This window comes from Rahnella sp. BCC 1045, assembly GCF_019049615.1.
GTDB lineage: Bacteria > Pseudomonadota > Gammaproteobacteria > Enterobacterales > Enterobacteriaceae > Rahnella > Rahnella contaminans.
Map to the genome: position 1 here is coordinate 81,875 of NZ_JAFMOZ010000128.1, position 25,435 is coordinate 107,309.

The 25,435-nt window shown below is 50.4% G+C and carries 27 protein-coding genes; 20 read left to right on the top strand and 7 right to left on the bottom strand.

The features are described 5' to 3' along the window. Window positions 1-139: 139 nt before the first annotated feature. From J1782_RS13905 to pyrC, 5 genes are all read right to left on the bottom strand, one after another. On the bottom strand, window positions 140-868 hold the full coding sequence (locus J1782_RS13905) for a LuxR C-terminal-related transcriptional regulator (protein ID WP_254303076.1): 729 nt from the start codon (window positions 866-868) through the stop codon (window positions 140-142). Between the two features lie 146 nt (window positions 869-1,014). Continuing rightward, window positions 1,015-2,130 (bottom strand): N-methyl-L-tryptophan oxidase, encoded by a 1,116-nt coding sequence (solA, locus tag J1782_RS13910; protein ID WP_217153340.1) that lies wholly within the window; start codon window positions 2,128-2,130, stop codon window positions 1,015-1,017. 143 nt (window positions 2,131-2,273) lie between these two features. After that, entirely contained in the window at window positions 2,274-2,528 is a 255-nt protein-coding gene (bssS, locus tag J1782_RS13915) for a biofilm formation regulator BssS (protein ID WP_013576258.1), read from the bottom strand. A gap of 346 nt (window positions 2,529-2,874) precedes the next feature. Beyond that, window positions 2,875-3,129, bottom strand: a complete 255-nt coding sequence (dinI, locus tag J1782_RS13920; protein WP_013576257.1) for a DNA damage-inducible protein I — start codon at window positions 3,127-3,129, stop codon at window positions 2,875-2,877. A gap of 82 nt (window positions 3,130-3,211) precedes the next feature. Continuing rightward, the gene (gene pyrC / locus J1782_RS13925) at window positions 3,212-4,261 is read right to left on the bottom strand and encodes a dihydroorotase (protein WP_165059612.1); all 1,050 of its coding nucleotides are present in this window, start codon (window positions 4,259-4,261) and stop codon (window positions 3,212-3,214) included. Between the two features lie 224 nt (window positions 4,262-4,485). Between pyrC and J1782_RS13930 the strand changes: the two genes are divergently transcribed. Next, entirely contained in the window at window positions 4,486-4,773 is a 288-nt protein-coding gene (locus J1782_RS13930; RefSeq protein ID WP_152325593.1) for a putative quinol monooxygenase, read from the top strand. Between the two features lie 81 nt (window positions 4,774-4,854). Here the strand turns inward: J1782_RS13930 and rne are convergent, their stop codons facing one another. Then, window positions 4,855-8,145 carry a ribonuclease E gene (rne, locus tag J1782_RS13935; protein ID WP_217153341.1) on the bottom strand — a complete coding sequence of 1,097 codons (3,291 nt, stop codon included), beginning with the start codon at window positions 8,143-8,145 and terminating at the stop codon, window positions 4,855-4,857. Between the two features lie 600 nt (window positions 8,146-8,745). Here rne and rluC point away from each other — a divergent pair. Then, the gene (gene rluC / locus J1782_RS13940; protein ID WP_152325595.1) at window positions 8,746-9,708 is read left to right on the top strand and encodes a 23S rRNA pseudouridine(955/2504/2580) synthase RluC; all 963 of its coding nucleotides are present in this window, start codon (window positions 8,746-8,748) and stop codon (window positions 9,706-9,708) included. Between the two features lie 54 nt (window positions 9,709-9,762). On the opposite strand, the gene J1782_RS13945 is transcribed toward rluC, so the two are convergent. Further along, window positions 9,763-10,359: a nucleoside triphosphate pyrophosphatase gene (locus J1782_RS13945; RefSeq protein ID WP_217153342.1), complete on the bottom strand. Its 597-nt coding sequence runs from the start codon at window positions 10,357-10,359 to the stop codon at window positions 9,763-9,765. 148 nt (window positions 10,360-10,507) lie between these two features. Between J1782_RS13945 and yceD the strand changes: the two genes are divergently transcribed. The 18 genes from yceD (at window position 10,508) to J1782_RS14035 (ending at window position 25,426) form a co-directional block, all read left to right on the top strand. Next, window positions 10,508-11,032, top strand: coding sequence for a 23S rRNA accumulation protein YceD (gene yceD / locus J1782_RS13950; protein ID WP_152325597.1), 525 nt, complete (start codon window positions 10,508-10,510; stop codon window positions 11,030-11,032). 12 nt (window positions 11,033-11,044) lie between these two features. Then, on the top strand, window positions 11,045-11,212 hold the full coding sequence (rpmF, locus tag J1782_RS13955; protein WP_013576249.1) for a 50S ribosomal protein L32: 168 nt from the start codon (window positions 11,045-11,047) through the stop codon (window positions 11,210-11,212). Between the two features lie 48 nt (window positions 11,213-11,260). Further along, entirely contained in the window at window positions 11,261-12,295 is a 1,035-nt protein-coding gene (gene plsX, locus J1782_RS13960) for a phosphate acyltransferase PlsX (RefSeq protein WP_208950232.1), read from the top strand. A gap of 6 nt (window positions 12,296-12,301) precedes the next feature. Further along, entirely contained in the window at window positions 12,302-13,255 is a 954-nt protein-coding gene (locus J1782_RS13965) for a beta-ketoacyl-ACP synthase III (protein WP_152325599.1), read from the top strand. An 18-nt stretch (window positions 13,256-13,273) separates the two neighbouring features. After that, window positions 13,274-14,203, top strand: coding sequence for an ACP S-malonyltransferase (fabD, locus tag J1782_RS13970; protein WP_152325600.1), 930 nt, complete (start codon window positions 13,274-13,276; stop codon window positions 14,201-14,203). Between the two features lie 14 nt (window positions 14,204-14,217). Next, entirely contained in the window at window positions 14,218-14,952 is a 735-nt protein-coding gene (gene fabG / locus J1782_RS13975) for a 3-oxoacyl-ACP reductase FabG (protein ID WP_013576245.1), read from the top strand. Between the two features lie 153 nt (window positions 14,953-15,105). Then, window positions 15,106-15,342, top strand: a complete 237-nt coding sequence (gene acpP / locus J1782_RS13980) for an acyl carrier protein (protein ID WP_015690190.1) — start codon at window positions 15,106-15,108, stop codon at window positions 15,340-15,342. A 100-nt stretch (window positions 15,343-15,442) separates the two neighbouring features. Continuing rightward, window positions 15,443-16,684, top strand: a complete 1,242-nt coding sequence (gene fabF / locus J1782_RS13985; RefSeq protein WP_152325601.1) for a beta-ketoacyl-ACP synthase II — start codon at window positions 15,443-15,445, stop codon at window positions 16,682-16,684. Between the two features lie 219 nt (window positions 16,685-16,903). Next, window positions 16,904-17,701 (top strand): aminodeoxychorismate lyase, encoded by a 798-nt coding sequence (gene pabC, locus J1782_RS13990; RefSeq protein WP_152325602.1) that lies wholly within the window; start codon window positions 16,904-16,906, stop codon window positions 17,699-17,701. Window positions 17,702-17,715: 14 nt separating this feature from the next. Beyond that, window positions 17,716-18,741, top strand: coding sequence for an endolytic transglycosylase MltG (gene mltG / locus J1782_RS13995; protein WP_152325603.1), 1,026 nt, complete (start codon window positions 17,716-17,718; stop codon window positions 18,739-18,741). After that, the gene (gene tmk, locus J1782_RS14000) at window positions 18,731-19,381 is read left to right on the top strand and encodes a dTMP kinase (RefSeq protein ID WP_152325604.1); all 651 of its coding nucleotides are present in this window, start codon (window positions 18,731-18,733) and stop codon (window positions 19,379-19,381) included. Before mltG ends, tmk begins: the two co-directional genes overlap by 11 nt. Beyond that, window positions 19,378-20,397: a DNA polymerase III subunit delta' gene (gene holB / locus J1782_RS14005; protein ID WP_217153343.1), complete on the top strand. Its 1,020-nt coding sequence runs from the start codon at window positions 19,378-19,380 to the stop codon at window positions 20,395-20,397. Before tmk ends, holB begins: the two co-directional genes overlap by 4 nt. Before the next feature lie 39 nt (window positions 20,398-20,436). After that, complete coding sequence (locus J1782_RS14010; protein ID WP_165059624.1) at window positions 20,437-21,231, top strand: metal-dependent hydrolase; 795 nt, start codon at window positions 20,437-20,439, stop codon at window positions 21,229-21,231. Window positions 21,232-21,569: 338 nt separating this feature from the next. Beyond that, the gene (ptsG, locus tag J1782_RS14015; RefSeq protein ID WP_095921346.1) at window positions 21,570-23,003 is read left to right on the top strand and encodes a PTS glucose transporter subunit IIBC; all 1,434 of its coding nucleotides are present in this window, start codon (window positions 21,570-21,572) and stop codon (window positions 23,001-23,003) included. Between the two features lie 200 nt (window positions 23,004-23,203). Continuing rightward, entirely contained in the window at window positions 23,204-23,557 is a 354-nt protein-coding gene (gene hinT, locus J1782_RS14020) for a purine nucleoside phosphoramidase (RefSeq protein ID WP_152325607.1), read from the top strand. A gap of 8 nt (window positions 23,558-23,565) precedes the next feature. Beyond that, window positions 23,566-23,934, top strand: coding sequence for a YcfL family protein (locus J1782_RS14025; protein WP_165059627.1), 369 nt, complete (start codon window positions 23,566-23,568; stop codon window positions 23,932-23,934). Between the two features lie 21 nt (window positions 23,935-23,955). Next, window positions 23,956-24,558: a penicillin-binding protein activator LpoB gene (gene lpoB, locus J1782_RS14030; RefSeq protein ID WP_208950236.1), complete on the top strand. Its 603-nt coding sequence runs from the start codon at window positions 23,956-23,958 to the stop codon at window positions 24,556-24,558. Continuing rightward, window positions 24,524-25,426, top strand: coding sequence for a phosphotransferase (locus tag J1782_RS14035; protein WP_371819784.1), 903 nt, complete (start codon window positions 24,524-24,526; stop codon window positions 25,424-25,426). The genes lpoB and J1782_RS14035 overlap by 35 nt, the downstream gene beginning before the upstream one ends. The last annotated feature ends 9 nt before the right edge of the window (window positions 25,427-25,435 follow it).

The following is a 25,435-nucleotide window of genomic DNA, read 5'->3' on the forward strand; positions in this document are numbered from 1 at the left end:
TTTTAAACTTATTGTATGCCCCTGTCGTCAGAGTGCAACCGCGTAATCCGCGGATGTCTGAGTGAGTGAAACTTAATGGAAAAACAGGAAGGCGATAATATAAAAATGCCCTGATTGTTCAGGGCATTATGTGAATGATTTAGCTGTGTGCTTTGTAAATCATTAAAAGATCGTCTTTAATCTGACGGCTAATGGGTGTCGCGGAAATGTCATCTATCGGCCAGAATAAATACTTGATCAGATTGTAAATAAAACAGAATTCAAGCCGGTTCCGGACTTTAATTTTCTGAGCCAGATGGCGCTTATGAACATACACGGTACGGCTGCTGATATTTAATTTTCTGGCAATCCGGTAGTTCGGCATTTCTGACATCCAGTATCCCATCACAAGAATTTCCTGATCGCTGAACAGGGTTCTTGGAATGCCGAAGTTATTTTCAGGCATAAAGGATTCAGGGGCTGCGGCAATCTCTTGTAATAACTGTGTTAATGACTGTTTATTGAGAACGAAAACTTCGCGGGTGATGGCAATCGGCGCATCACTGTCCGGATAATTCGCATCGATATAACAGTATATTCTGGCGGTATGGCGGAACTCAAAGAAAGCCTTCAATTCCAATGATAATTCAGCGTTATGACAATGCTGCGTCATATTCACGAGAATAACGTCAGGCTGAAATTCTGTCAGTGAATTGAGTGCCTGAGAAATATTCACAGTATCAATAATGTCGAGATTATTATTCTCAACAAGATAAGAGAAAATTCCTAACCGGGTGAATCCACAGGGTTCAATAATAGAGAGTTTCATTCGACGTCCTTGTTCAGGCGTATCATTTACGCGTGGAAACCACTCCTGTGATTTCTGCATCTAGCATAGGTTTTTTTCTATAATGCTGTCAATTCGGAAATACCGGTCTATTGATCTCGTTCAAAGTGAAACTTAAAAATGACTCTTCGAGGAAATAAAATGACAACCGTCGAAAGAATATAAACGACGGTTGAAACATCTTTACATTAATTGAATCGGGAAAGGGAGAAAGGCTCAAGCTCGAAAGGAATAGGATGATTGTTAGCGAAATGAGTCACTATTTCACCTAATACGCTGGCAAATTTAAATCCGTGGCCGCTCAAACCTGAAATGACCAGTGTATTTTCTCTGCCCGGCAATGTATCGATAATGAAATCTTCATCTGCGGTCATGTCGTAAGTGCATGACGCGCCGCGTAAACTCACTCCAACACCCGGCAAAAAGTGGCGGAAAAAGTTGAAGGATTCTGTACCGTCCTGGCTAAATCCGCCGAAAGGTTTGCGCTCTTGCGGCTCTGTGATCCACTGACCACCATTATGTTTTCCGAGCTTTAAGGAATCTTTTACGGAAGGGAAGCCGTAATACTGATCACCTTGCTGGGTTTCGAGCGTGAAGGCCGGGAAGTGATTCTCCTCGCTGTAGCGCCCATCGGCATGAAACCAGGCAAAAACTTTGCGTAAAGGTTTCACTGGCAACTCCGGAAGGATTTTTGTCACCCAGGTTCCGGCGGTCACTGCCAGTTTTTTGCCATGATAAACGCCATCGATTGTGGAGACCTCAACGCCGCCATCAACCCAACGGATATCGTCGACCGGGCAGTTGAACAGCTGCGCGCAACCCGCTTCGCGCGCAAGGCGGATGTAGGCGCTGATGGCTATTTCGCTTTGCAGATAACCAGAGTCAGGTTCGAAAACGCCGCAATAGCCGTCTGGCAAAGTAAACAGTGGCCATTTTTCGCGGATTTCAGCCGCGCTGAGAGACTGTGTGTTCAGGTTGTAGGTTTCTGCACTAGCTTTCACATTGCCGATGAATTCGGAACCTTCAGGACCCATATTCAACACGCCGCTGCGGTGAAATACTTTATCACCGCTTAGCTCTGCCAACTCATTCCAGAGCATTTGTGCTCTCAGCAGCATTGGAACGTACCGGGCACCTTCACCATACGCGTGTCGGATAAGCCGCGTTTCGCCGTGATGGCTGCCTGCCTGATGAGGAGGTATTGCGCTGTCTATCATCAGTACTTTCAGCCCGGCACGCGTGGCGTAATAGCCCGCAGCTGACCCGACTGAACCGCTGCCAACGATGATGAGATCATAATCCATAACCAAATGCTCCACTGTCGAAATTTTTTAACATATGCACTACGGGCATGATAGTGAGTTTACGGCTGGGAAGGCAAGGGAGCGAAGGCAAAGAAAAAGGCACCAGGATGGAATCGCTGGTGCCTCAGACTGGCAGGTATAGCTTAGTGTTTTCGGTGATCACTGTATTCGTACTCGTTAGATTCTATCTTTTCGATACCGGCTTCGAGAATGTTGATCAGCTGCCTGGCAACGTCGGTAGTTAACCATAAAGTTCTGTCTACCTGAGCATCCTCGGGTGTCTGGTCTTTTGAAGACAGGTAATGAAGACGTATCATCATGGCGTCATAAGAGTCGACGGTACTGATATCCCAACCAACAAGCGGGTGTGTCTGAATAACTTCATCATTTCTGTCCATATAGACCCCTTATATTGTAGTGACTGACGTGAGTGACTATCTGAGGATCAATGCGGCTCATTATCAGGTGAGCTATTTCAGTATAAACAGTTAATGCAATTTATGGAGAGGTTTAAGGGATTTTAATTGTAAATAATTTGTATTGATTATCCGGGAGTCAGAATAATCTGGAGTTTAACCAAAATTACTTTTTAATTTGGGTAATTTTTATACGAGCAAAAAGAATGAAAAAACCGGACTGCGACGCCCGGTGAAATACGCAAATAGCCTTACGGCGGGTTTTAATAAACCTGATTATTATTAATAAGGTATTGAATCTGAGCACGTTCTGAGAAAATTCATGCAGTTACTCATCATTCTGATTTGAAAACCAGTCATCTGCACTTTCCCAGGTTTCCTGGAGAATTTCTTCGATAAGATCACGATCTGTTTTGGCTCCACCCAGCACGGACAAGCTATTTGCGCCGGCGTAGCGAACCTGAATTTTATTTTCGCGATCAGAAAACTGTTTGTTAATTCTTTTACTCAATTCACCCGATAAGGCGTCTAAGGCACCCGCAGGCAGAGGCTTGGTTTTATCGATTGTGACTTCAACACGCATAGGACCTCCTGAATAGATTTGACTGTATATTTATACAGTCAAATCATGAGCGGTGCAATACAGAGTTGAAGAGAATCGTATTTTAGTACGAAGTCACTTTCCAGTTGAGCGTCTGCCCTGCAAGGAATGGCACAACGCATTCATCGCCCAGCGCAATTTCTTCTGGCTGAGTGACTGGCGTACGCGTCAGTTCAATGAAGTCTTCATTGAGCGGCAAGCCGTAGAAGCGCGGGCCATTCAGGGAACAGAAAGCTTCAAAATGTTGAAGTGCATCCATTTCTTCGAAAACGGTCGCGTAAGCGGAAAGTGCCAGTGGTGCGTTGAAGCAGCCTGCGCAGCCGCAGCTCGATTCTTTGCGGCCTTTGGTATGTGGCGCAGAATCAGTGCCCAGGAAGAAACGATCAGCGCCGCTGGCAATAACGTCACGCAGGGCTTGCTGATGAACATTACGTTTCAGGATTGGCAGGCAGAACAGGTGAGGACGTACGCCACCGACCAGCATGTGGTTACGGTTAAACATCAGGTGCTGAGGTGTAATGGTCGCGCCGAGGTACTGATTGCCGGACAGAACGTATTGCGCCGCTTCTTTGGTCGTGATGTGTTCGAACACGATTTTCAGTTCAGGAAACTGGCGGCGTACCGGATCCATCACTTCATCAATAAAGCGCGCTTCACGGTCAAAAATGTCCACATCGCTGTGAGTAACTTCACCGTGGATAAGCAAAGGCATGCCAATTTTTTGCATGCGCTCCAGCACCGGATAGATTGCCTTAACATCGGAGACACCGTGCTGAGAGTTGGTTGTTGCATTGGCAGGATAGAGTTTTGCGGCAGTGAATACACCTTGCTCGAAACCCTGAGAGATCTCATCAGGATCCAGAGAATCCGTAAGGTAGCAGGTCAGCAATGGGGTGAAGTTATGTTCTTTCGGCAGTGCAACCATAATCCGTTCGCGGTAGGCAATTGCCGCTGCGACGGTCGTCACCGGAGGCGTCAGGTTGGGCATGACAATCGCGCGGCCAAAGACTTCACTGGTGAAAGGCAGCACGGTGCTGAGCATTTCATCGTCACGAAGGTGAATATGCCAGTCATCTGGGCGGCGGATTTTCAAAACTTGCGGTGTGGCGGTCATCAGGCAAAACTCCGGCATTGAGAGACAAGATGTTGGGAATCAGGTGCGGTAATGGGAGCATTAACGGCGGGGAACAAGAATAAGCGTAAAACCGTTGTGTTGCATCTGTTAAATAAAGTTCGTATTGAAATCAATGTATCGAAAGGTTCATAGTGAACGCAGATTTTAGTCAAAGTGCTTCCAGACACCGGGGAAGCAAGACAAAAAACGACAGGAGAACCAGTATGGAAATCAGAGTTGTTGCCACAATTGTTGCTAAACCAGAGTTTAAAAAACAGGTAACAGAGGCTTTGCTTGACGTTATTGAACCCAGCCGTCAGGAGGTTGGGTGTCTGCAGTATGAACTGCACGGAGATCTTGATAAGGAAGGGACGTTCGTGTTTTACGAACGCTGGGCTTCTGAAGATGCACTTAAGCAGCACAACAAAACAGAGCATTTTCAGCATTTCGCCAAAAGTCTCGAAGGTAAACTGGAAGAACTGACTATTCGCCGTCTGAAAACCCTGGCCTGAAAACGTCTCAATCAGCCAGTCATTATTGCTTAATAATAAAAAACCCGCCGGGGCGGGTTTTTTTAGAGCATTTTCAACGCATCACTCAGAAGGCATTTCAGGTTTGGTTGCTGGTGCCGTTGCAGTGCTTACTGCTGCATGGCCGCCTGCAGAACCTTTACCTTCGAAGCCGAATTCAGGACGAACCCAATCGCTGTGACGGGCAGGTTCCTGAACGTACTGAGGGGCTGGCGCTTTGGTCATCGGTGCAGTGGCATGATGTTTAAAGCGTGGTTCAGCAACGACAGCTTGAGAGACAACAGTTTCAACATGAGCAGGGGCTTTCACCTCTGCCGCTGTTTCTGCGGCGTGCTGTACCGGAGCAACAGGCTCGGCGTTAACTTCAGGTTCTGCGGCTACCGGAGCCTGAACTTCAGGTTCAGCAACAACAGGCACTGGTTCAACAACAACCGGTTCGTGAGCTTGTGGTGCAACTTCTACGCGCGGTGTCTCTTCAACTGGCTCTGCAGTTTCAGGTTCAACCAGAACAGGTTCTTCGGCAACAGGTTGTGCAATTTCAGGCACAACACTTTCTTCCGCTGGTGCTTCCGGCTGTACTGCTTCAGTAACCGGAACTGCTTCAACCGCAAGAGTTTGCTCAACCGGCGCGGCTTCAACTTCAGTTGATTCATTCAGAACCGGCGTATTGGCCTGAGCGGTTTCAACCTGTTGTGTCAGCACTTCTGGCGCTTCAGTTTCTGCAAACTGTTGTTCAGATGACTGCGCAACCGGGTAAGTGATCCAGACCTTTCCTGACGCCATTTCCGGAGAAACAAACGCACCGGTCAGAGGCATTGGCGACTGAGTCGGGTAACGCTCATCACGGTAACGGCGACGACGCTGACCGCTTACACGCAGGTGGCGCGGAGAACGACGTGAGCGACGTGGCATACCGTTTTCACGGTTGTTGTCATTCAGGTTTTCTTCGCCTTCAGTTGTATTAACTGTTTCCGCTTCAGAAGGTGCCTGTTCGGTAAATACCGGAGCCGCAGGGCGTGTACCGGTAATCAGTAACTGTGCAGCAGCTTCTGCTTCGTGATCAACTTCTTCTGATTCGAAGCGAACTTTCTGCGTTAACTGGCGACGCTGACGACGCTGAGCTGGCTGACGATCTTCTTGTTCCGTTTCATCAATGACCGGCGCGGCGATTTGCTCTACAACAACAGCATCCTGAATTTTTTCTTCAGTCTGTGTTTTGCGCTTATCTTCAGAACGGCGACGCGAACGCTCACGACGAGGTTGTTGCTGCTGCTCTTCACGCGGTGCAGTTTCAACGTCTTCGTTGCGGCTTTCGCTAACTACAGGCTCCTGGTTACGACGGTTGCGGCGTTGATCATCACGCTGCTCGCGATTATTTTCGCGGTTGTCACGGCTTTCGCCACGATTATCACGATTATTCTCACGACCCTCACCACGGTTGCCGCGGTCATTGCGTTCGCCACGTTCACCGTTGCGATCACGACGTCCGCCCTGACGACGCTGGTTACGGCGTTCGTTGTTACGACGATTTTCTGTTTCAGTGGCTTCAGCTTCTTTCGGCGCTTCAACAGGTTTAACTTCCTGCTGTGGCTGCGGTGCGAACAAGCTTTTCAGCCCGCTCAGCAGACGGCTGACAAAGCCGGATTTCTCAGCTGCTGGTGCGGCTGGCGCATTAACCGTTGTGGTACGGGTTTTAACCGGTTCTTCAACCGCTGTTTCCTGCTCAAAGCTGGACGGAGGCGCTTCACTTTGCAGGGCAAACGCAGCCAGTGCCGGTTGCTCAGGGCGACGACGCTCAGTCGGCAACTCTTCAGAAGGTTGCAGCATTTCTGCTTCGTGAATTTGTGGCAACAGATAGCTCAGTGCAGAGATTTCTTCGCCTTTGCGTACGCGCAGAACATGGTAGTGCGGGGTTTGCATCTGATCGTTTGGAACGATCACTGCACGAACACCGCCCTGACGTTTTTCGATGGCATTCACCGATTCACGTTTTTCGTTCAGCAGGTAAGAAGCGATAGGAACCGGAACGATCGCATGAACTTCTTTGGTATTTTCTTTCAGCGCTTCTTCTTCAATCAGACGCAGAATCGACAGCGACAGGGACTCGTTATCACGAACGGTACCTGTACCTGCGCAACGTGGGCAGATGTGGTGTGTTGATTCACCCAGTGACGGGCTGAGGCGCTGACGGGACATTTCCAGCAAACCAAAGCGGGAAATGCGACCAATTTGAATTCGCGCGCGATCCTGACGAACGGCATCACGCAGACGGTTTTCCACTTCGCGCTGGTGGCGAACTGGCGTCATATCGATGAAGTCGATAACAATCAAACCACCGAGGTCACGCAGACGTAACTGACGGGCAATTTCATCGGCGGCTTCAAGGTTGGTATTGAATGCGGTTTCTTCGATATCGCCGCCGCGGGTTGCACGTGCGGAGTTGATGTCGATAGCCGTCAGGGCTTCTGTGCTGTCGATAACAATCGAACCGCCGGAAGGCAGGCGCACTTCACGCTGGAAAGCAGATTCAATCTGGGATTCAATCTGATAATGGCTGAACAGCGGGATCTCACCAACGTAAGGTTTGATTTTGCTGCTGAAATCAGGACGGCCAAGTGCAGCAATGTGCTCTTTTGCCAGATCGAGAATTTTAGGGTTATCGATGAGGATTTCACCGATGTCCGGGCGCAGGTAATCACGGAATGCGCGGACGATAACATTACTTTCCTGATGGATCAGGAAAGGAGCAGGGCGGCCTTCAGCGGCTTTCTTGATGGCATCCCAGTGCTTGAGGCGGAAAGTCAGGTCCCACTGCAGAGCTTCAGCAGATTTGCCAACGCCTGCGGTACGAACAATCAGACCCATGCCATCAGGTAATTGCAGTGAAGACAGGGCTTCTTTCAATTCTGTGCGGTCGTCGCCTTCAATACGGCGGGAAATTCCCCCAGCACGTGGATTGTTTGGCATCAGTACCAGGTAACTACCGGCCAGGCTGATAAACGTCGTCAGCGCTGCGCCTTTATTTCCACGCTCTTCTTTATCAACCTGAACGATCACTTCCTGGCCTTCGCGCAAAACATCTTTGATGTTCGGGCGGCCATGAGAGGAATAGTTACTTGGGAAATATTCGCGGGAAATTTCTTTCAGAGGGAGGAAACCATGCCTTTCCGCACCGTAATCTACGAATGCCGCTTCCAGACTTGGTTCAATGCGGGTGATTTTACCTTTGTAAATGTTCGCTTTTTTCTGCTCATGGCCCGGACTTTCAATATCCAAATCATACAGTCGCTGTCCATCTACCAAGGCAACGCGCAACTCTTCTTGCTGAGTCGCGTTGATCAACATTCTTTTCATCTTAACTTACTCATTATTATTCCATTATTGACAGAGCTGCGGGCAAAATGACCTCATGACCGGATAAACCGTTGGCCCCGAGTCTTCTCGCAAATCGTCAACCTCACGGCTGTCGCTTGCATAGGGGCGCATTATTTCGGTAAGTCTGCTTTTGCTGTATTAAAGACACCAGCGTTATGAAAGCAGCACTTTTATTAGGGGAATAGCTTCTGAATTTACGTTAACAGATCTCATTCCGTTCGCCGGCCAAGCTGCAACCCGCAGCCCGCTAATTGCTTGATTTCACATTACGTCTTACGCCATTGCTGCGTTTTTGTGCGATCAGGCAAATCTATAATTCCTGCGTTTTCCCTAACTTAAGAGAAACAACGCCGAAAGTGACTTCATTATTCCATTGCAGGCACTCTGATAGCAAGGTGACTTTTCCCATGCGGGTAAGATATTTACCTCAATGAGATATGAGCCGCATTGTCTTAACATTTGTATTCTTAAAAAACGGGTGAAGCAGGCAGGTTTTCCTCGGTGGTTACTGGTAAAGTAAGAGTTAAGCACATAAAAATCAGTGGCGCGAACCGTGCCGGATATTTAGAATCGCGAGCCATGAAAACTGAGAACCCAACTGTACAATTAATCCCCATTTCCGAAGATGAAGCCGGTCAGCGCATCGACAACTTCTTACTCAAAATCCTGAAAGGCGTGCCGAAAAGCATGATCTATCGCATCGTGCGTAAGGGCGAAGTCCGGGTTAATAAGAAAAGAATTAAGCCAGAATATAAATTATTAGCTGGCGACGAAGTGCGTGTGCCACCTGTTCGCGTAGCCGAAAGGGATGAAGCGCCAGTTTCTGCCAAACTGGATAAAGTTGCCGCACTAACCGACTGCATATTGTATGAAGATGATTACTTATTAATTCTGAATAAGCCGTCTGGTACCGCTGTTCACGGTGGCAGCGGCCTGAGCTTTGGTGTTATCGAAGGATTACGCGCACTTCGCCCTGAAGCGCGTTTTCTGGAATTAGTCCATCGTCTGGACCGTGATACCTCAGGCGTATTGCTTGTTGCGAAGAAACGTTCAGCATTGCGTTCCCTGCACGAACAACTGCGCGTGAAAAGCATGCAGAAGGATTATCTGGCGCTGGTGCGCGGTGAATGGCCGTCACATTGTAAAGTCGTGCAGGCCCCCTTGCTGAAAAACATTTTGCAAAGCGGCGAGCGTGTTGTGCGTGTTAATGCAGAAGGTAAACCCTCTGAAACGCGATTCAAAATTGAAGAGCGTTATGAATTCGCGACACTGGTAAAAGCCAGCCCGGTAACCGGCAGAACGCACCAGATTCGTGTTCACGCCCTGCATGCAGGTCATCCGATCGCTTTTGATGACCGCTATGGCGAGCGTGATTTTGACGCAAAACTGGCAGGCACGGGATTGAATCGTTTATTCCTGCACGCTGCGGCTTTGCGATTTGAACATCCGAATACCGGTGAAACACTGCGTATTGAAGCGCCTATGGATGCCAAACTGCGTAATTGCCTGAAAATTTTACGCGGCAAAACGACCGCCCGTTAAAAAAATCAGCCTGTAAAGAGGCGCACGGGTTGCGCCTTTTTTTATGCCTCTCAGTTAGCGGTTTTCAAGTAACGGATTGATGCCGTGTCTGCGCAGTAAGGAGAGCAGGGCGATCAATGGCAATCCGATTAACGTATTTGGGTCGCGCCCCGTCAGACTGTCAAAGAGCGTGATCCCCAATCCTTCGCATTTAAAGCTGCCCGCACAGTCGTAGGGCTTTTCACGATGCAAATATCCGGTAATTTCTTCATCGATTAAAGAACGGAAGGTGACGTCAAACGTTTCACATAACGTCTGCGCTGATTTTGTATCGCTGTCATAAACACTCAGGCCCGTATAAAAGGTGACGGTTTTGCCACTGGCTGCCTGCAACTGTTTGAAGGCATTATCAAATGTGTACGGTTTACCCGTGATATTTCCATTAATCACGCAAACCTGATCGGAGCCAATAATCAGATGATGCGGATGGGCAGTGGCCAGCGCAGTGGCTTTCGATTGTGCCAGGCGTTTCACCAGTTCAGCCGGGTTCTCACCGGGAGCTGGAGTTTCATCAATATTGGGTGACGCACAGGTAAACGTCAGGCCGGTTTTCTCCAGCAACGCTCTGCGGTAGACCGAGGTCGAGGCTAAAAGTAATTTTGGTAAAGACATAATCATAATTTTTTTTCACAAAGCGTAGCGTTATTGAATCGCACATTTTAAACTGTCGGCCGCTGTGGAAGCGAATATTGGTGAAAGGTGCGGTTTTGAGGCCTTTTTCTTTGACTCTCTGTCGTTACAAAGTTAATATGCGCGCCCTATGCAAAAAGTAAAATTACCCCTGACCCTTGATGCGGTCCGCACTGCCCAGAAGCGTTTAGACTATACAGGTGTCTATACTGCAGATCAGGTTACGCGCGTTGCCCAATCAGTGGTCAGTGTGGATTCTGATATACAAACCTCATTGTCGTTTAATATCGACAATCAGCGTCTGGCGGTGATTACCGGCCACTCTGATGTTGCTGTAACTCTGGAATGCCAGAGATGCGGTAAGACGTTTGAACATCAGGTTCACACAACATATTGTTTTAGTCCTGTCCAAAATGATGAGCAGGCTGAGGCATTACCGGAAGCGTACGAGCCGATCGAAGTCGATGATTTTGGCGAAGTTGATTTGCTGGCAATGATTGAAGACGAAATTATTCTTTCTCTGCCTGTCGTTCCGGTACATGAATCTGAACACTGTGAAGTGTCCGACGCGGACATGGTGTTTGGTAAACTGCCTGCAGAGGCGGAGAAACCAAATCCATTTGCCGTATTAGCGAGTTTAAAGAAAAGTACTTAAGGAGTAAGGTCCATGGCCGTACAACAGAATAAACCAACCCGTTCTAAACGTGGCATGCGTCGTTCACATGACGCTCTGACCACTTCCACTCTGTCTGTGGACAAGACTTCTGGTGAAACTCACCTGCGTCACCACATCACTGCCGACGGTTTCTACCGCGGTCGCAAGGTAATCGGCTGATATTTGCCTGCAACTTATTCACGTGATAAGTGCTGGCAAGGCGATACCTTGACTCGTCTAACCCTCGCGTTAGATGTAATGGGCGGGGATTTCGGTCCTTCCGTCACAGTGCCTGCTTCATTGCAGGCACTGATTTCTAATTCTGAATTAGACCTTCTTCTGGTCGGTGATCCCGACGCAATCACACCTTTCTTAGTCAAAGCCGATCCTTCTTTAACAGAACGAATTCGGATAATTCCTGCTGAATCAGTGATAGCCAGCGATATGCGCGCATCGCAAGCTATACGTGCCAGTAAAGGAAGCTCAATGCGTGTGGCGTTGGAACTGATCAAGAGTGGTGACGCGCAGGCGTGCGTCAGTGCCGGGAATACCGGAGCGCTGATGGGATTAGCCAAACTGGTTGTAAAGCCTCTGGATGGCATTGAGCGCCCGGCGCTGATGAGCGTATTGCCCAATCAGCAGCGCAGTAAAACCGTGGTACTTGATCTGGGGGCCAACGTTGAGTGCGACAGCACAATGCTGGTCCAGTTTGCCGTTATGGGTGCAGTGATGGCCGAACAGGTGGTAGGTATTAATAACCCCCGTGTTGCCTTGCTGAATATCGGTGAAGAGGAAAGTAAAGGGCTGGATAACATCCGTGAAGCCGCTGCCATTTTAAAAAATACCGCACTAATCAACTATATCGGCTATCTTGAAGGCAATGACCTTCTGACCGGTAAGACAGATGTGATGGTGTGTGACGGCTTCGTCGGGAATGTTACGCTCAAGACCATGGAAGGTGTAATAAGGATGTTTTTGTCACTGTTAAAATCCTCCGGTGAGGGTGGCAAGAAGGCCTGGTGGTTGAAATGGTTGGGACGGATAGTTCAGAAGAAGTTGCTAAAGCGTTTTAGCCACCTCAACCCCGACCAGTATAATGGCGCATGTTTGTTAGGATTACGGGGCATCGTTATTAAAAGCCACGGCGGAGCAAACCAGCGTGCGTTTGCTGTTGCTATCGAACAGGCTGTGCAGGCGGTGCAGCGGCAGGTCCCTCAGCGGATTGCCGCGCGCCTTGAAGCTGTATTACCCAAGAGTGACTGATCGTACATGTATACAAAAATTCTCGGTACGGGGAGCTATTTGCCCGTGCAAGTTCGGACTAATGCCGACTTAGAAAAAATGGTGGATACCTCCGACGAGTGGATTGTCACCCGCACGGGTATTCGTGAACGTCGTATCGCTGCACCGGATGAGACTGTGGCCACAATGGGCCTGCACGCAGCAGAGAAAGCACTTGAAATGGCCGGCGTTAGCGCAAGCGACGTGGGTCTGATCATTGTTGCAACAACCTCATCTTCACATGCATTTCCGAGTTCAGCTTGCCAGGTGCAGAATATGCTGGGCATCAAGGATTCTGCAGCTTTCGATTTGGCCGCCGCTTGTGCAGGTTTCACCTACGCACTAAGCGTTGCCGATCAATACATTAAAAACGGTGCCGTGAAATATGCGCTGGTGATCGGCTCTGACGTGTTGTCCCGTAAACTCGATCCTGAAGATCGCGGTACGGTGATCCTCTTTGGCGATGGTGCTGGCGCCGTACTGCTGGGGGCATCCGAAGAGCAGGGCATTATTTCCACGCACATGCATGCAGATGGTCATTACGGCAACCTGCTGACGCTGGCTTACCCAAGTCAGTCTGAGCCGGAAAAACCTGCTTATGTCACCATGGCCGGTAATGAAGTCTTCAAAGTGGCTGTGACTGAACTGGCGCACATTGTGGATGAAACCCTGACGGCAAATAATCTTGACCGTACTGCACTTGACTGGCTGGTTCCGCATCAGGCGAATCTGCGTATTATCAGTGCGACAGCGAAAAAGCTGGGTATGGGAATGGACAAAGTCGTGGTTACGCTCGATCGTCATGGCAATACTTCTGCGGCTTCTGTGCCAGCAGCATTTGACGAAGCTGTGCGTGACGGCAGAATTCAGCGCGGGCAGTTAGTGCTGCTCGAAGCATTTGGCGGTGGCTTTACCTGGGGCTCGGCGCTGGTACGTTTCTGATTTAACAGGAAGATAAAAATGACAAAAATTGCAGTTGTTTTCCCTGGTCAGGGTTCCCAGACGCTCGGTATGCTGGCTGATTTAGCGTCAGCACACCCGATTGTTGAAGAAACATTTGCCGAAGCTTCTTCGGCGCTGGGGTATGATTTATGGCAGTTGGTGCAGCAGGGGCCAGCTGAAGAATTGAATAAAACCTGGCAGACACAGCCTGCCTTGCTGGCAGCATCCGTCGCTATCTGGCGTGTCTGGCAGCAGCAGAACGGCACTCAGCCTGTTCTGATGGCCGGCCACAGCCTGGGCGAATACTCAGCGCTTGTTTGCGCGGGTGTGCTGGATTTCAAACAGGCTATTTCCCTGGTTGAACTGCGTGGCAAACTGATGCAGGAAGCCGTGCCTGCGGGTACCGGCGCAATGTACGCCATTATCGGTCTGGACAACGATGCAATCGCTAAAGCGTGTGAAGAATCTGCGCAAGGCCAGGTTGTTTCGCCGGTAAACTTTAACTCACCGGGTCAGGTCGTTATTGCCGGTAACAAAGAAGCCGTTGAGCGTGCCGGTGCTGCTTGTAAAGCCGCAGGCGCAAAACGTGCTCTGCCGCTGCCTGTCAGCGTGCCTTCACACTGCGCATTAATGAAGCCTGCTGCTGATAAACTCGCCGTTGCGCTGGAAAATGTTACTTTCAATGCGCCACAATATTCCGTTGTGAACAACGTAGACGTGAAAGTTGAAACGTCTCCGGAAGCGATCAGCAGTGCGTTGGTTCGTCAGTTATACAGCCCGGTTCGCTGGACTGAATCTGTCGAATTTATGGCAGCACAAGGCGTTGAACAGTTATTAGAAGTGGGGCCGGGTAAAGTTCTGACCGGTCTGACTAAACGTATTGTAGACACCCTGACGGCCGCCGCGGTAAACGACACGGCAAGCCTGACAGCGGCGCTTGAGCAGTAATTAAGAGGATGAGTATGAGCTTCGAAGGCAAAATTGCACTGGTAACGGGTGCGAGCCGTGGCATTGGTCGCGCAATCGCTGAAAAGCTGGTTGCTGGCGGCGCAAAAGTGATCGGCACCGCGACCAGCGAAAAAGGCGCTGAAGCAATCGGCGAATATTTAGGCGAAAACGGCAAAGGTATTATGCTCAATGTGGTTGATTCTGCATCTATTGAGCAAGTATTGGCGACGATTCGAGCTGAATTTGGCGAAATTGATATTTTAGTTAATAATGCCGGCATTACCCGTGATAACCTTCTCATGCGAATGAAGGATGATGAGTGGCAGGATATTCTGGACACGAATCTGACTTCAGTGTTTCGGCTGTCAAAAGCTGTCATGCGGGCTATGATGAAGAAACGGTGTGGACGGATTATTACAATTGGTTCCGTTGTTGGCACCATGGGTAACGCAGGGCAGGCGAACTACGCGGCGGCTAAAGCTGGCTTGATTGGTTTTAGTAAGTCTTTGGCACGTGAAGTCGCTTCACGTGGCATTACTGTCAACGTCGTCGCTCCCGGCTTTATTGAGACGGATATGACAAGGGCGTTGACAGATGATCAACGCGCAGGCATTTTGTCATCAGTTCCAGCCAACCGGTTGGGCGATGCCAAAGAAATTGCCAGCGCCGTTGCTTTTTTAGCCTCTGACGAGGCCAGCTACATCACGGGTGAAACATTACATGTCAATGGCGGCATGTACATGATTTAAAAATTACGAAATTATTTGCGTTTTTTGCGGTAAAAACCGCAAAATAGAGCAAATTCGTGGTTTGACCAGCCTGGATTTAGTTGCATCTTTTTCAACATTTTATACACTACGAAAACCATCGCGAAAGCGAGTTTTGATAGGAAATTTAAGAGTATGAGCACTATCGAAGAACGCGTTAAGAAAATCATCGTTGAACAGCTGGGTGTTAAACAGGAAGAAGTAGTGAATGCTGCATCTTTCGTAGACGACCTTGGCGCTGATTCTCTCGACACCGTTGAGCTGGTTATGGCTCTGGAAGAAGAGTTTGATACCGAGATCCCTGACGAAGAAGCTGAAAAAATCACTACTGTTCAGGCAGCTATTGATTTTATCAACGCTAGCCAACAGTAAGCGTACATGCTTTAAGTTTAGATAGTTAGGCGGTCATTCGACCGCCTAAGTTTTTTATATCCCACGGTATAACTACTTTTTCCCTCCCTGGAGGACACACGTGTCTAAGCGTCGAGTTGTAGTGACTGGACTGGGCATGCTGTCTCCTGTCGGCAATACTGTAGAGTCCACTTGGAACGCTCTCCTTGCCGGTCAGAGTGGCATTAGCCTAATCGACCATTTTGATACTAGTGCCTATGCAACGCGTTTTGCTGGCTTAGTTAAAGATTTTAACTGTGAAGACTTCATCTCCCGCAAAGATGCACGCAAGATGGACGCCTTTATACAGTATGGTATTACTGCCGGTATTCAGGCGATGCAAGACTCCGGGCTTGAAGTAAATGCTGAGAATGCAACGCGTATTGGTGCGGCGATTGGTTCTGGTATTGGCGGTCTTGGTCTGATTGAAGAAAACCATTCCTCATTGGTTAACGGCGGACCTCGTAAAATTAGTCCTTTCTTCGTTCCCTCAACCATCGTTAACATGATTGCCGGTCATCTGAGCATTATGTTTGGGTTGCGTGGGCCGAGTATTTCTATTGCTACAGCCTGTACTTCAGGGGTGCACAATATTGGACATGCAGCACGTATCATTGCTTATAACGATGCAGATGTGATGCTGGCTGGCGGCGCAGAGAAAGCCAGTACGCCTCTGGGTGTCGGTGGCTTCGGTGCTGCACGCGCGTTATCCACACGTAACGATAATCCTCAGGCGGCAAGCCGTCCGTGGGATAAAGATCGTGATGGTTTCGTCCTCGGCGATGGCGCAGGTATTATGGTGCTGGAAGAGTACGAACACGCCCGCAAACGCGGTGCAAAAATTTATGCTGAGATTGTTGGTTTCGGCATGAGCAGCGATGCATTCCATATGACTTCACCGCCGGAAGATGGCGCGGGTGCAGCGTTGGCTATGGAAAATGCACTTCGCGATGCGGGTATTTCTGCTTCCGAAATTGGTTATATCAACGCGCACGGAACATCTACCGCTGCTGGCGATAAAGCTGAAGCGCAGGCAGTTAAGTCTGTCTTTGGCGCAGATGCGAAGAAAGTGCTGGTCAGCTCGACCAAATCCATGACCGGACATTTACTGGGCGCGGCTGGCGCAGTGGAATCTATCTTTACTTTGCTTGCTTTACGCGATCAGGCCGTTCCACCGACCATCAATCTGGATAATCCGGATGAAGGTTGCGATCTGGACTTTGTGGCGCATGAAGCGCGTCAGGTAAAAGCGCTGAATTACTCACTGTGCAATTCGTTCGGGTTTGGCGGCACCAACGGTTCGCTGGTATTTCGCAAGATCTGAATCCGGTAAAAACCTGTCCGTCTGAAAAAGGCCCGTTATTGGGCCTTTTTGCTGTCTGTATAAAAGGTCCGGTTTGTGCCAAACGGCAGTTCAACAAAGTGCGTGTTCCAGCCCTCTGCCTGGCCCGGTACGATAAAGTAGGAATGCTCCACTTGATGCAGCTGGGCCGCTCGCGCAGGCTCTTCTGTCAGAGAATATTAACGCCCGGAGGAAGTAACCATGTGGATTAACGGTGTGGCGCAAGCTGCATTGCCGGCAGGAGATCGTTCGGTGCAATTTGGCGATGGCTGTTTTACGACGGCCAGAGTGATGAACGGCGAAATCCAGTTTCTGGATGCCCATCTGCAACGTTTGCAGCGTGCGGTTGCCGTATTACGAATTGAGGGCGTGGACTGGCAGGCGCTGGAGCGCGAAATTGTTGGGGCCGCACAGTCTGAGCAAGAAGGGGTAGTGAAAGCCATTTTGACGCGCGGGCAGGGCGGGCGTGGTTACAGCACTGCCGGATGCAGCGGCCCGACCCGTATTGTGTCGGTATCGGCTTATCCGGCGCAGTATCACAAATGGCGCGAGCGCGGCGTGAAACTTGCGTTAAACCCGGTGATGCTGAGCAAAAATCCCCTGCTGGCAGGAATTAAACATCTCAACCGTCTTGAGCAGATCATGATCCGCATGCATCTTGACCAGACAGACGCCAATGAGGCGCTGGTGGTTGACACCTCAGGTTGCCTGGTGGAATGCTGTGCGGCCAATTTATTCTGGCGCAAAGGAAATCAGGTCTTTACGCCGGATTTATCGCAGTCTGGCGTCGACGGGATTATGCGTCAGCATCTTATCCGCGTGATTGAATCAGCCTCTCCCTGGGTTTTACATCAGGTCTGTGAAACGCCCGAAACGCTATCGGATGCTGACGAAATCCTGATTTGTAATGCACTGATGCCCATTTTACCGGTGACAGAAGCCTGTGATCGTCATTATACCGGGCGGCACTTGTACAATTTCCTGCACCAGAGCTTTTAAAAAGTGAATAAACAATGACGAACAAAAAAACGAAATTTTTCGCCCTGATTGTCCTGATCCTGCTTGGGCTGGCGGCGTTGAGTTACCATAAAGTGAAGCAGTTCGCCGACCGCCCGATCAACGTCAGCAGCGAAACCATTTTCACCCTGCCAGCCGGTACGGGACGTGTGGCGCTGGAAACACTGCTCATTGATAAAAAACTGATTAAATCAAGTCACTGGTTCCCGTGGTTATTACGTCTTGAGCCTGAACTGAGCGAGTTCAAAGCGGGGACGTATCGTCTCGAGAAGGGAATGACCGTTCGGCAGATGCTGGAATTACTGAAAAGTGGCAAAGAAGCGCAGTTCAGCATCCGCTTTGTAGAAGGTTTCAAACTGAGTGACTGGATGAAAGTGCTGGAGAAGTCGGAATATCTGAAGCATGAGCTGAACGGCAAGAGTGGCGAAGAGATTGCGGCGGCATTAGGTATTACCGACACTAAAAATGCTGAAGGCTGGCTCTATCCCGATACTTATCATTACACCGCCGGGATGACCGACATTTCGCTGCTCAAACGTGCGCATGTGAGGATGGAAAAAACCGTTGCCGACATCTGGAAAGGGCGCGCGGACTCACTGCCGTATAAAACGCCCGCCGATATGGTGACGATGGCGTCGATTATCGAAAAAGAAACCGCTGTAAAAGATGAACGCCCGGAAGTGGCTTCTGTCTTTATTAACCGTCTTCGTATCGGCATGCGTCTGCAAACTGATCCGACGGTCATCTACGGTATGGGCGAAAAATACACCGGTAATATCACCAAAAAAGATTTGGAAACGCCGACGCCTTACAATACTTACGTCATTACCGGTTTGCCGCCATCGCCAATCGCGATGCCGAGCGAAGCTTCGCTCCAGGCTGCGGCACATCCTGCAAAAACCCCTTATCTTTATTTTGTCGCTGACGGCAAAGGCGGGCATACTTTCAGCACTAACCTTGAGAACCATAACAAGGCGGTTCGTGTGTATATAGAGGCTCTTAAGAATAAGAATGAAAAGTAACTTCATTGTGATTGAAGGCCTTGAAGGGGCGGGAAAAACCACCGCTCATAACGTGGTGGTGGATGCATTGCGCCAGCACGGTGTGGAAGAAATTGTGTTTACCCGCGAGCCTGGCGGTACACCGCTGGCGGAGAAATTGCGCGATTTATTCAAGCGCGGCGTCGGGGGTGAAAAGCCGACAGTGAAAGCTGAAGTGCTGATGCTTTATGCCGCACGCGTCCAGCTGGTTGAAACGGTAATCTTGCCTGCTCTGGCGCGTGGTGCCTGGGTTGTCGGCGATCGGCATGATCTTTCGTCGCAAGCCTACCAGGGCGGCGGACGCGGTATTGATGCAAAACTGATGAGTTCATTACGCGACACCGTGCTGGGTGATTTCCGTCCTGATCTCACGCTTTATCTCGATCTGCCACCGGCTATTGGCCTGCAACGCGCCCGAGCGCGCGGTGAGCTGGATCGTATCGAACAGGAAGCGCTGCCATTTTTTGAGCGTACGCGTGCGCGTTACCTTGAACTTGCCGCCGCCGACAGACGCATCAAAACCATTGATGCGTCGCAGACCATTGAACAGGTTAAAGCTTCCATCGAACTGACGCTGAAAAACTGGTTCGACGAACAGGCAGCAAAAGGCCTGATGTCATGAGCTGGTATCCGTGGCTCAGCGGCCCTTACCGCCAGTTAATCGGGCAATATCAGACCGGGCGTGGTCATCATTCTCTGCTGATGCACGTTGCGGCGGGAATGGGCGATGACGCACTGGTCTATGGTCTGAGCCGCTGGTTGCTTTGCCAGCATAAAGAGGGGGAAAAGAGTTGCGGTAAATGCCACAGCTGCCAGCTGATGATCGCCGGAAACCATCCTGACTGGCATACCTTGCTGCCTGAAAAAGGCAAAAATTCGCTGGGCATCGACCCGGTTCGTCAGCTCATTGAAACGCTCTACAATTACTCGCAGCAGGGCGGTGCGAAAGTTGTGTGGATCCCGCAGATGGAATTGCTGACGGAAGCCGCGGCCAACGCCTTGCTCAAAACGCTGGAAGAGCCGCCTTCCGGGACTTATTTCCTGCTAGGCTGCCGTGAGCCTTCTGCGCTGCTGGCAACTATCCGCAGCCGCTGTTTCTACTGGCATCTGCCGGTGCCGGAAGAGGCGTTATCCGTACAGTGGATCAATCGCCAGCTCAGCGCGGATTCGGTGGCAATTAAGACCGCATTGCGGTTGGCTAATGGCGCGCCGCTTTCTGCGCTGGAATTATTACAGCCGGAGCGCTGGAAACAACGTGTGGCGCTGTGCCAGCAGCTTTATACCCAATGCCAGCAGCAGGATATGCTCTCGTTGCTGCCGCAATTGAATCATGACGACGCCGCTGACCGGCTGTACTGGCTGGCAACGCTGTTGCTTGATGCCATCAAATGGCAACAACAGGCCAGGCATTTCATCATTAATCACGATCAGCAGCCCCTGGTAAGCTTGCTTGCCAGTACGCAATCCAATGCTTCGTTGCAACAATCCGTTAACGCGTGGATGCACTGCCGCCAGCAGTTACTTTCCATCGTGGGCGTGAATCGCGAACTGCTGCTGACCGAGCAATTGCTGGAATGGGAGCAAATGTTGCGCGGCTCCGTTCCTTCCTCATTTTTCAGTTCGTCACTGACACGCTGAAATCGAATTATCATCAACAGACCGTAACGAGTTAATACTATGTTTTTAGTCGATTCCCACTGCCATCTCGACAGCCTGGATTACAACGAGCTGCACTCCGGCGTTGATAACGTGCTGGAAAAAGCCCGCGAGCGTGATGTGAAATTTATGCTGGCCGTTGCGACCACATTACCAGGATATGAGGCCATGGCGCAGTTAATTGGCGATCGTCCTGAAGTGGCTTTTTCCTGCGGCGTACATCCTCTGAACATTGATGACGGCTACGATTTTGCCGAGCTGCGCCGTCTCGCCGCCAGCCCGAAAGTGGTGGCGATGGGTGAAACCGGCCTGGATTATTTTTATCAGAAAGAAGCACATCAGCTGAAACTGCAACAAGATTCCTTCCGTGAGCACATCCGCACTGGCCGCGAGCTGAACAAACCGGTGATCGTCCATACCCGCGATGCGCGTCAGGATACGCTCGATATTCTGAAAGAAGAGAAAGCTGGCGAATGCGGTGGCGTTCTGCACTGCTTCACCGAAGATATTCCGACCGCAGAATTCCTGTTAGATCTCGGTTTCTACATCTCTTTTTCCGGCATTCTGACTTTCCGAAATGCTGAATCCTTACGCGAAGTCGCCCGTTATGTGCCATTAGATCGTCTTCTGGTAGAGACCGATTCTCCGTATCTGGCACCGGTTCCGCATCGTGGTAAAGAAAACCAGCCTGCTTACGTGCGCGATGTGGCCGATTACATGGCTGTTTTGAAAGGCGTCAGCGTCGAACAGCTGGCTGAAGTGACAACAGCAAACTTTTCACGATTATTTCACATCGATGCATCCTCTCTCACCTAAGCTTTCGCTAAGTCATATATTCCAGATTTATTTTTCATCTCGTAATTAATCGCCATATTGAGGTATCTTGGCACCGTTTTTCACGGTGCCAGGGCCGCGTTTTTCGGATTTTGTGTGGGTAAGCGCGGGTTTTTAATACGCTCTTACTGCATTTTTCAGAAAAACGTGACTGCCATCAAACATTAACAAAGGGAATTATTTTACCCTGCGTAAAAATTAAAAGGGGTGCTTAGACACCCGACTGCAAAAGGCTTTCAGAGTCTTTGCAAAGCGGTTTGCCATTAAGCGAAATCGCATGAAGTATCAAAAAGCATCATTACTCAGGAGCACACTCAATTATGTTTAAGAACGCGTTTGCAAACCTTCAAAAGGTCGGTAAATCGCTAATGCTGCCAGTTTCCGTACTCCCAATCGCAGGTATCCTGCTGGGCGTCGGTTCTGCAAACTTTAGCTGGCTGCCAATGATCGTTTCCCATGTTATGGCCGAAGCCGGTGGTTCAGTCTTCGCTAACATGCCTCTGATTTTCGCTATTGGTGTAGCGTTAGGCTTTACCAATAACGACGGTGTATCTGCACTGGCATCGGTTGTTGCGTACGGCATCATGGTGAAAACCATGGCGGTTGTCGCACCTCTGGTTCTGCATTTGCCGGCTGAAGAAATCGCAGCTAAGCATTTGGCGGATACCGGCGTACTGGGCGGTATCATCTCCGGTGCGATCGCGGCATACATGTTCAATCGTTTCTATCGCATCAAGCTGCCTGAATATCTGGGCTTCTTCGCGGGTAAACGTTTTGTTCCGATCATTTCTGGTCTGGCTGCCATCATTCTGGGTGTAGTTCTGTCCTTCATCTGGCCGCCAATCGGTACAGGTATCCAGACCTTCTCACAATGGGCTGCTTATCAGAACCCGGTTGTTGCGTTCGGTATCTACGGTGTGGTTGAACGTGCGCTGGTTCCGTTTGGTCTGCACCACATCTGGAACGTTCCATTCCAGATGCAAATCGGTGAGTATGTGAACTCTGCCGGTCAGGTCTTCCACGGCGATATCCCACGTTACATGGCGGGTGACCCAACTGCAGGTAAACTGTCAGGCGGCTTCCTGTTCAAAATGTACGGTCTGCCAGCAGCGGCTGTTGCTATCTGGCACTCAGCGAAACCTGAGAACCGTGCCAAAGTCGGCGGCATCATGATCTCCGCTGCTCTGACCGCGTTCCTGACCGGTATTACCGAGCCAATCGAATTCTCCTTCATGTTCGTGGCGCCGATCCTGTATGTGATCCACGCGATTCTGGCCGGTCTGGCATTCCCAATTTGTATCCTGTTGGGCATGCGTGACGGTACCAGCTTCTCCCACGGTCTGATCGACTTCATCGTACTGAGCGGCAACAGCAGCAAAATCTGGCTGTTCCCAATTGTTGGTGCGGTGTATGCGGTGATTTACTACAGCATCTTCCGATTCCTGATTGCTAAACTGGATCTGAAAACTCCTGGCCGTGAAGACGCTACCAGCGAAACTTCTGCTCAGGGGGGTTCTGAAATGTCAGCATCTCTGGTTCAGGCTTTCGGCGGTAAAGAAAACATCACTAACCTCGATGCCTGTATCACGCGTCTGCGCGTCAGCGTAGCCGACGTCTCTAAAGTGGATCAGGCGGGCCTGAAAAAACTGGGTGCGGCAGGTGTGGTTGTGGCAGGTTCTGGTGTTCAGGCAATTTTCGGCACCAAGTCCGATAACCTGAAAACAGACATGGACGAGTACATGCGTAACCATTAATGGTGAACGTTGTCTGGTTCTGAGAAAGGAGGCTCCGGCCTCCTTTTTTCATGCCTGCGGTTTGTGGATAAAGACAGCGCCGCCTTCGGGTGGCGTTTTCTGCGTCAATTAAGCATCAAAAAGCGTAATCAGGTTGAAAGGAATGGAAATTCTAACCCATACTGCGTACAACGCTTTTTACTTTGTTAAGGACAGTTAAGATGGCCGAAGAGACAATTTTCAGCAAAATTATTCGCCGTGAAATCCCTGCCGATGTGGTTTACCAGGATGAATTAGTCACGGCGTTCCGCGATATTTCTCCCCAGGCGCCAAGCCATATTCTGATTATCCCGAATGTCCTGATCCCCACGATGAACGATGTTGATGCCAGTCATGAAGCCGCTCTCGGGCGCATGATGACTGTCGCGGCGAAAATCGCCGAACAGGAAGGGATTGCTGAAAGCGGCTACCGTCTGATCGTCAACTGTAACCGTGACGCAGGGCAGGAGGTTTATCATATCCACATGCATCTGGTCGGTGGCCGGGCGCTCGGTCCATTGTTGTCACGTCAGTAAGGGTAAACATGCGTTTATTGATGGCGTTATTGCCGGTCGTTTTGCTGATAGGTTGTAGCAGCAAGCCGGGCATTGCACTGAACAATCAGCAACGGGTGGTGATGGAATCTCCCGTGCTGACGGCAGGGATCATCCCGGGTTCGCCATCCGTGTCTGACTCCGGCGGGCAGAAAAAAGCCACCAGTACGCTGGATAATAACCAGCCACATCCTGTCACACTGCATTACCGGTTCTATTGGTATGATAAACAGGGGCTGGATTTATTGCCGATCGCGGAATCCCGCACTGTCACTGTTCCTGCGAACAGCAGTGTGGAGATCAGTTCGACCAATGGCAATCTTGATGCGCACAGTGTGCGTTTGTACCTTTATCTCTAAATTCCCGTACGGAGAAGGTTGATGAAAAAGTATTTTCTCATTGTGGCGATGGCCGCACTGATCCTGGGCGGTTGTACTCTGCCAAACCAACAACAAACGCAGCCACAGCAGCCTGAACAACCTCAGCAGCCGCAACAACCCCTGCCGCCGGTCAATCCGCCGGTTCCTGAGCAGCCGCAGATTCAGCCGGTTCCGCAGCCGCCGAAACTGGCCAGCATTGACTGGACCTCCACCGTTGAGCCGATGCTGGCGAAAATGCTCAAAGCCAATGGCGTTCAGGCTGGCAGCGTGCTGCTGGTGGATGGCGTGAAAAACAGTACCAATGGCACACTGCAAACCTCCAAAGCGACCGATGCTTTACGCAGTGCGCTGGCTAATAACACAACGTTCCAGCTGGTGCCTGCGGATCAACTGGCTTCCGCCAAGCAGTCTCTCGGCTTATCGCCGGATGACAGCCTGTCGTCTGTGAGCAAAGCCATAGGGCTGGCCAACATCGTAAAAGCGCAGTACGTGCTTTACAGCACGGTGAGCGGCGATGTGAAAGCGCCGACAATGTCGATGCGTTTACTGACAGCGCCGAGCGGCGAAATTGTCTGGTCAGGTCGCGGTGCGGTTCAAAATTAAGGCTGAACTCAGCCCTGAAAATCAGCTACAGCAACTGATTGAGCAACATTATCCGGCGGTGAAAACCGCCGGTTTTCATTTATCACCCGTGGCCGGTCTGACGGGCGAAAGCTGGAAAATTACTTCTCCGGCAGGCGATATGCTGGCGCGTCATCAGTCAGGTGAACGCCGGAACGCCGGGGTGGAAAGACAGCGTGAACATGCCATTTTGCGGCATATTGCGCGGCAGAGTTTGGGGCCTTGTGTCAGACTCAGTTCACCGCCGTGGTTACTGGTGGAATGGATTGCAGGTACGCCGCTCAGTGAGGCGGCGTTTGTCTCCGCACAGGGGCAGAAACCCGTCAGCCAGAGCCTGGCAAAACTGCACCGGCTGGCATGTTCCGGTTATCCGCTGGATTTACGCCGTCAGTTTGCCCGTTACTGGCAACATGTTGACCGGCGCAGGCTCACGCCGCGCTGGCTGGCGTTACACCAGAAAATGATACGACGCAAATTGCCCGTGCCACTGAAAATGGCACTTCTTCATATGGATATCCACGCGGGAAACCTGCTGGAGACGGAGAAGGGTATGCGGATCATTGACTGGGAATATGCCGCCGACGGCGATATCGCGCTCGAATTTGCGGCGCTGTTTCGCGGCAATGATTTAGATCCGCTTCAGCAGGACGCGTTTCTTCGAGAATATGCTGAGGCGGGCGGTTATCAGGATCTCCCGCTTTTCCGCCAGCAGATTAAACGCTGGCTGCCGTGGGTGGATTATCTGATGCTGCTGTGGTTTGAAGTCCGCTGGGCGCAAACCGCTGATAAGAAATACAGTGAATGGGCGCAGCCGCTGCGGGTCAGGCTGTTTGGCCGCGTCCATGATTAACATGTGAAA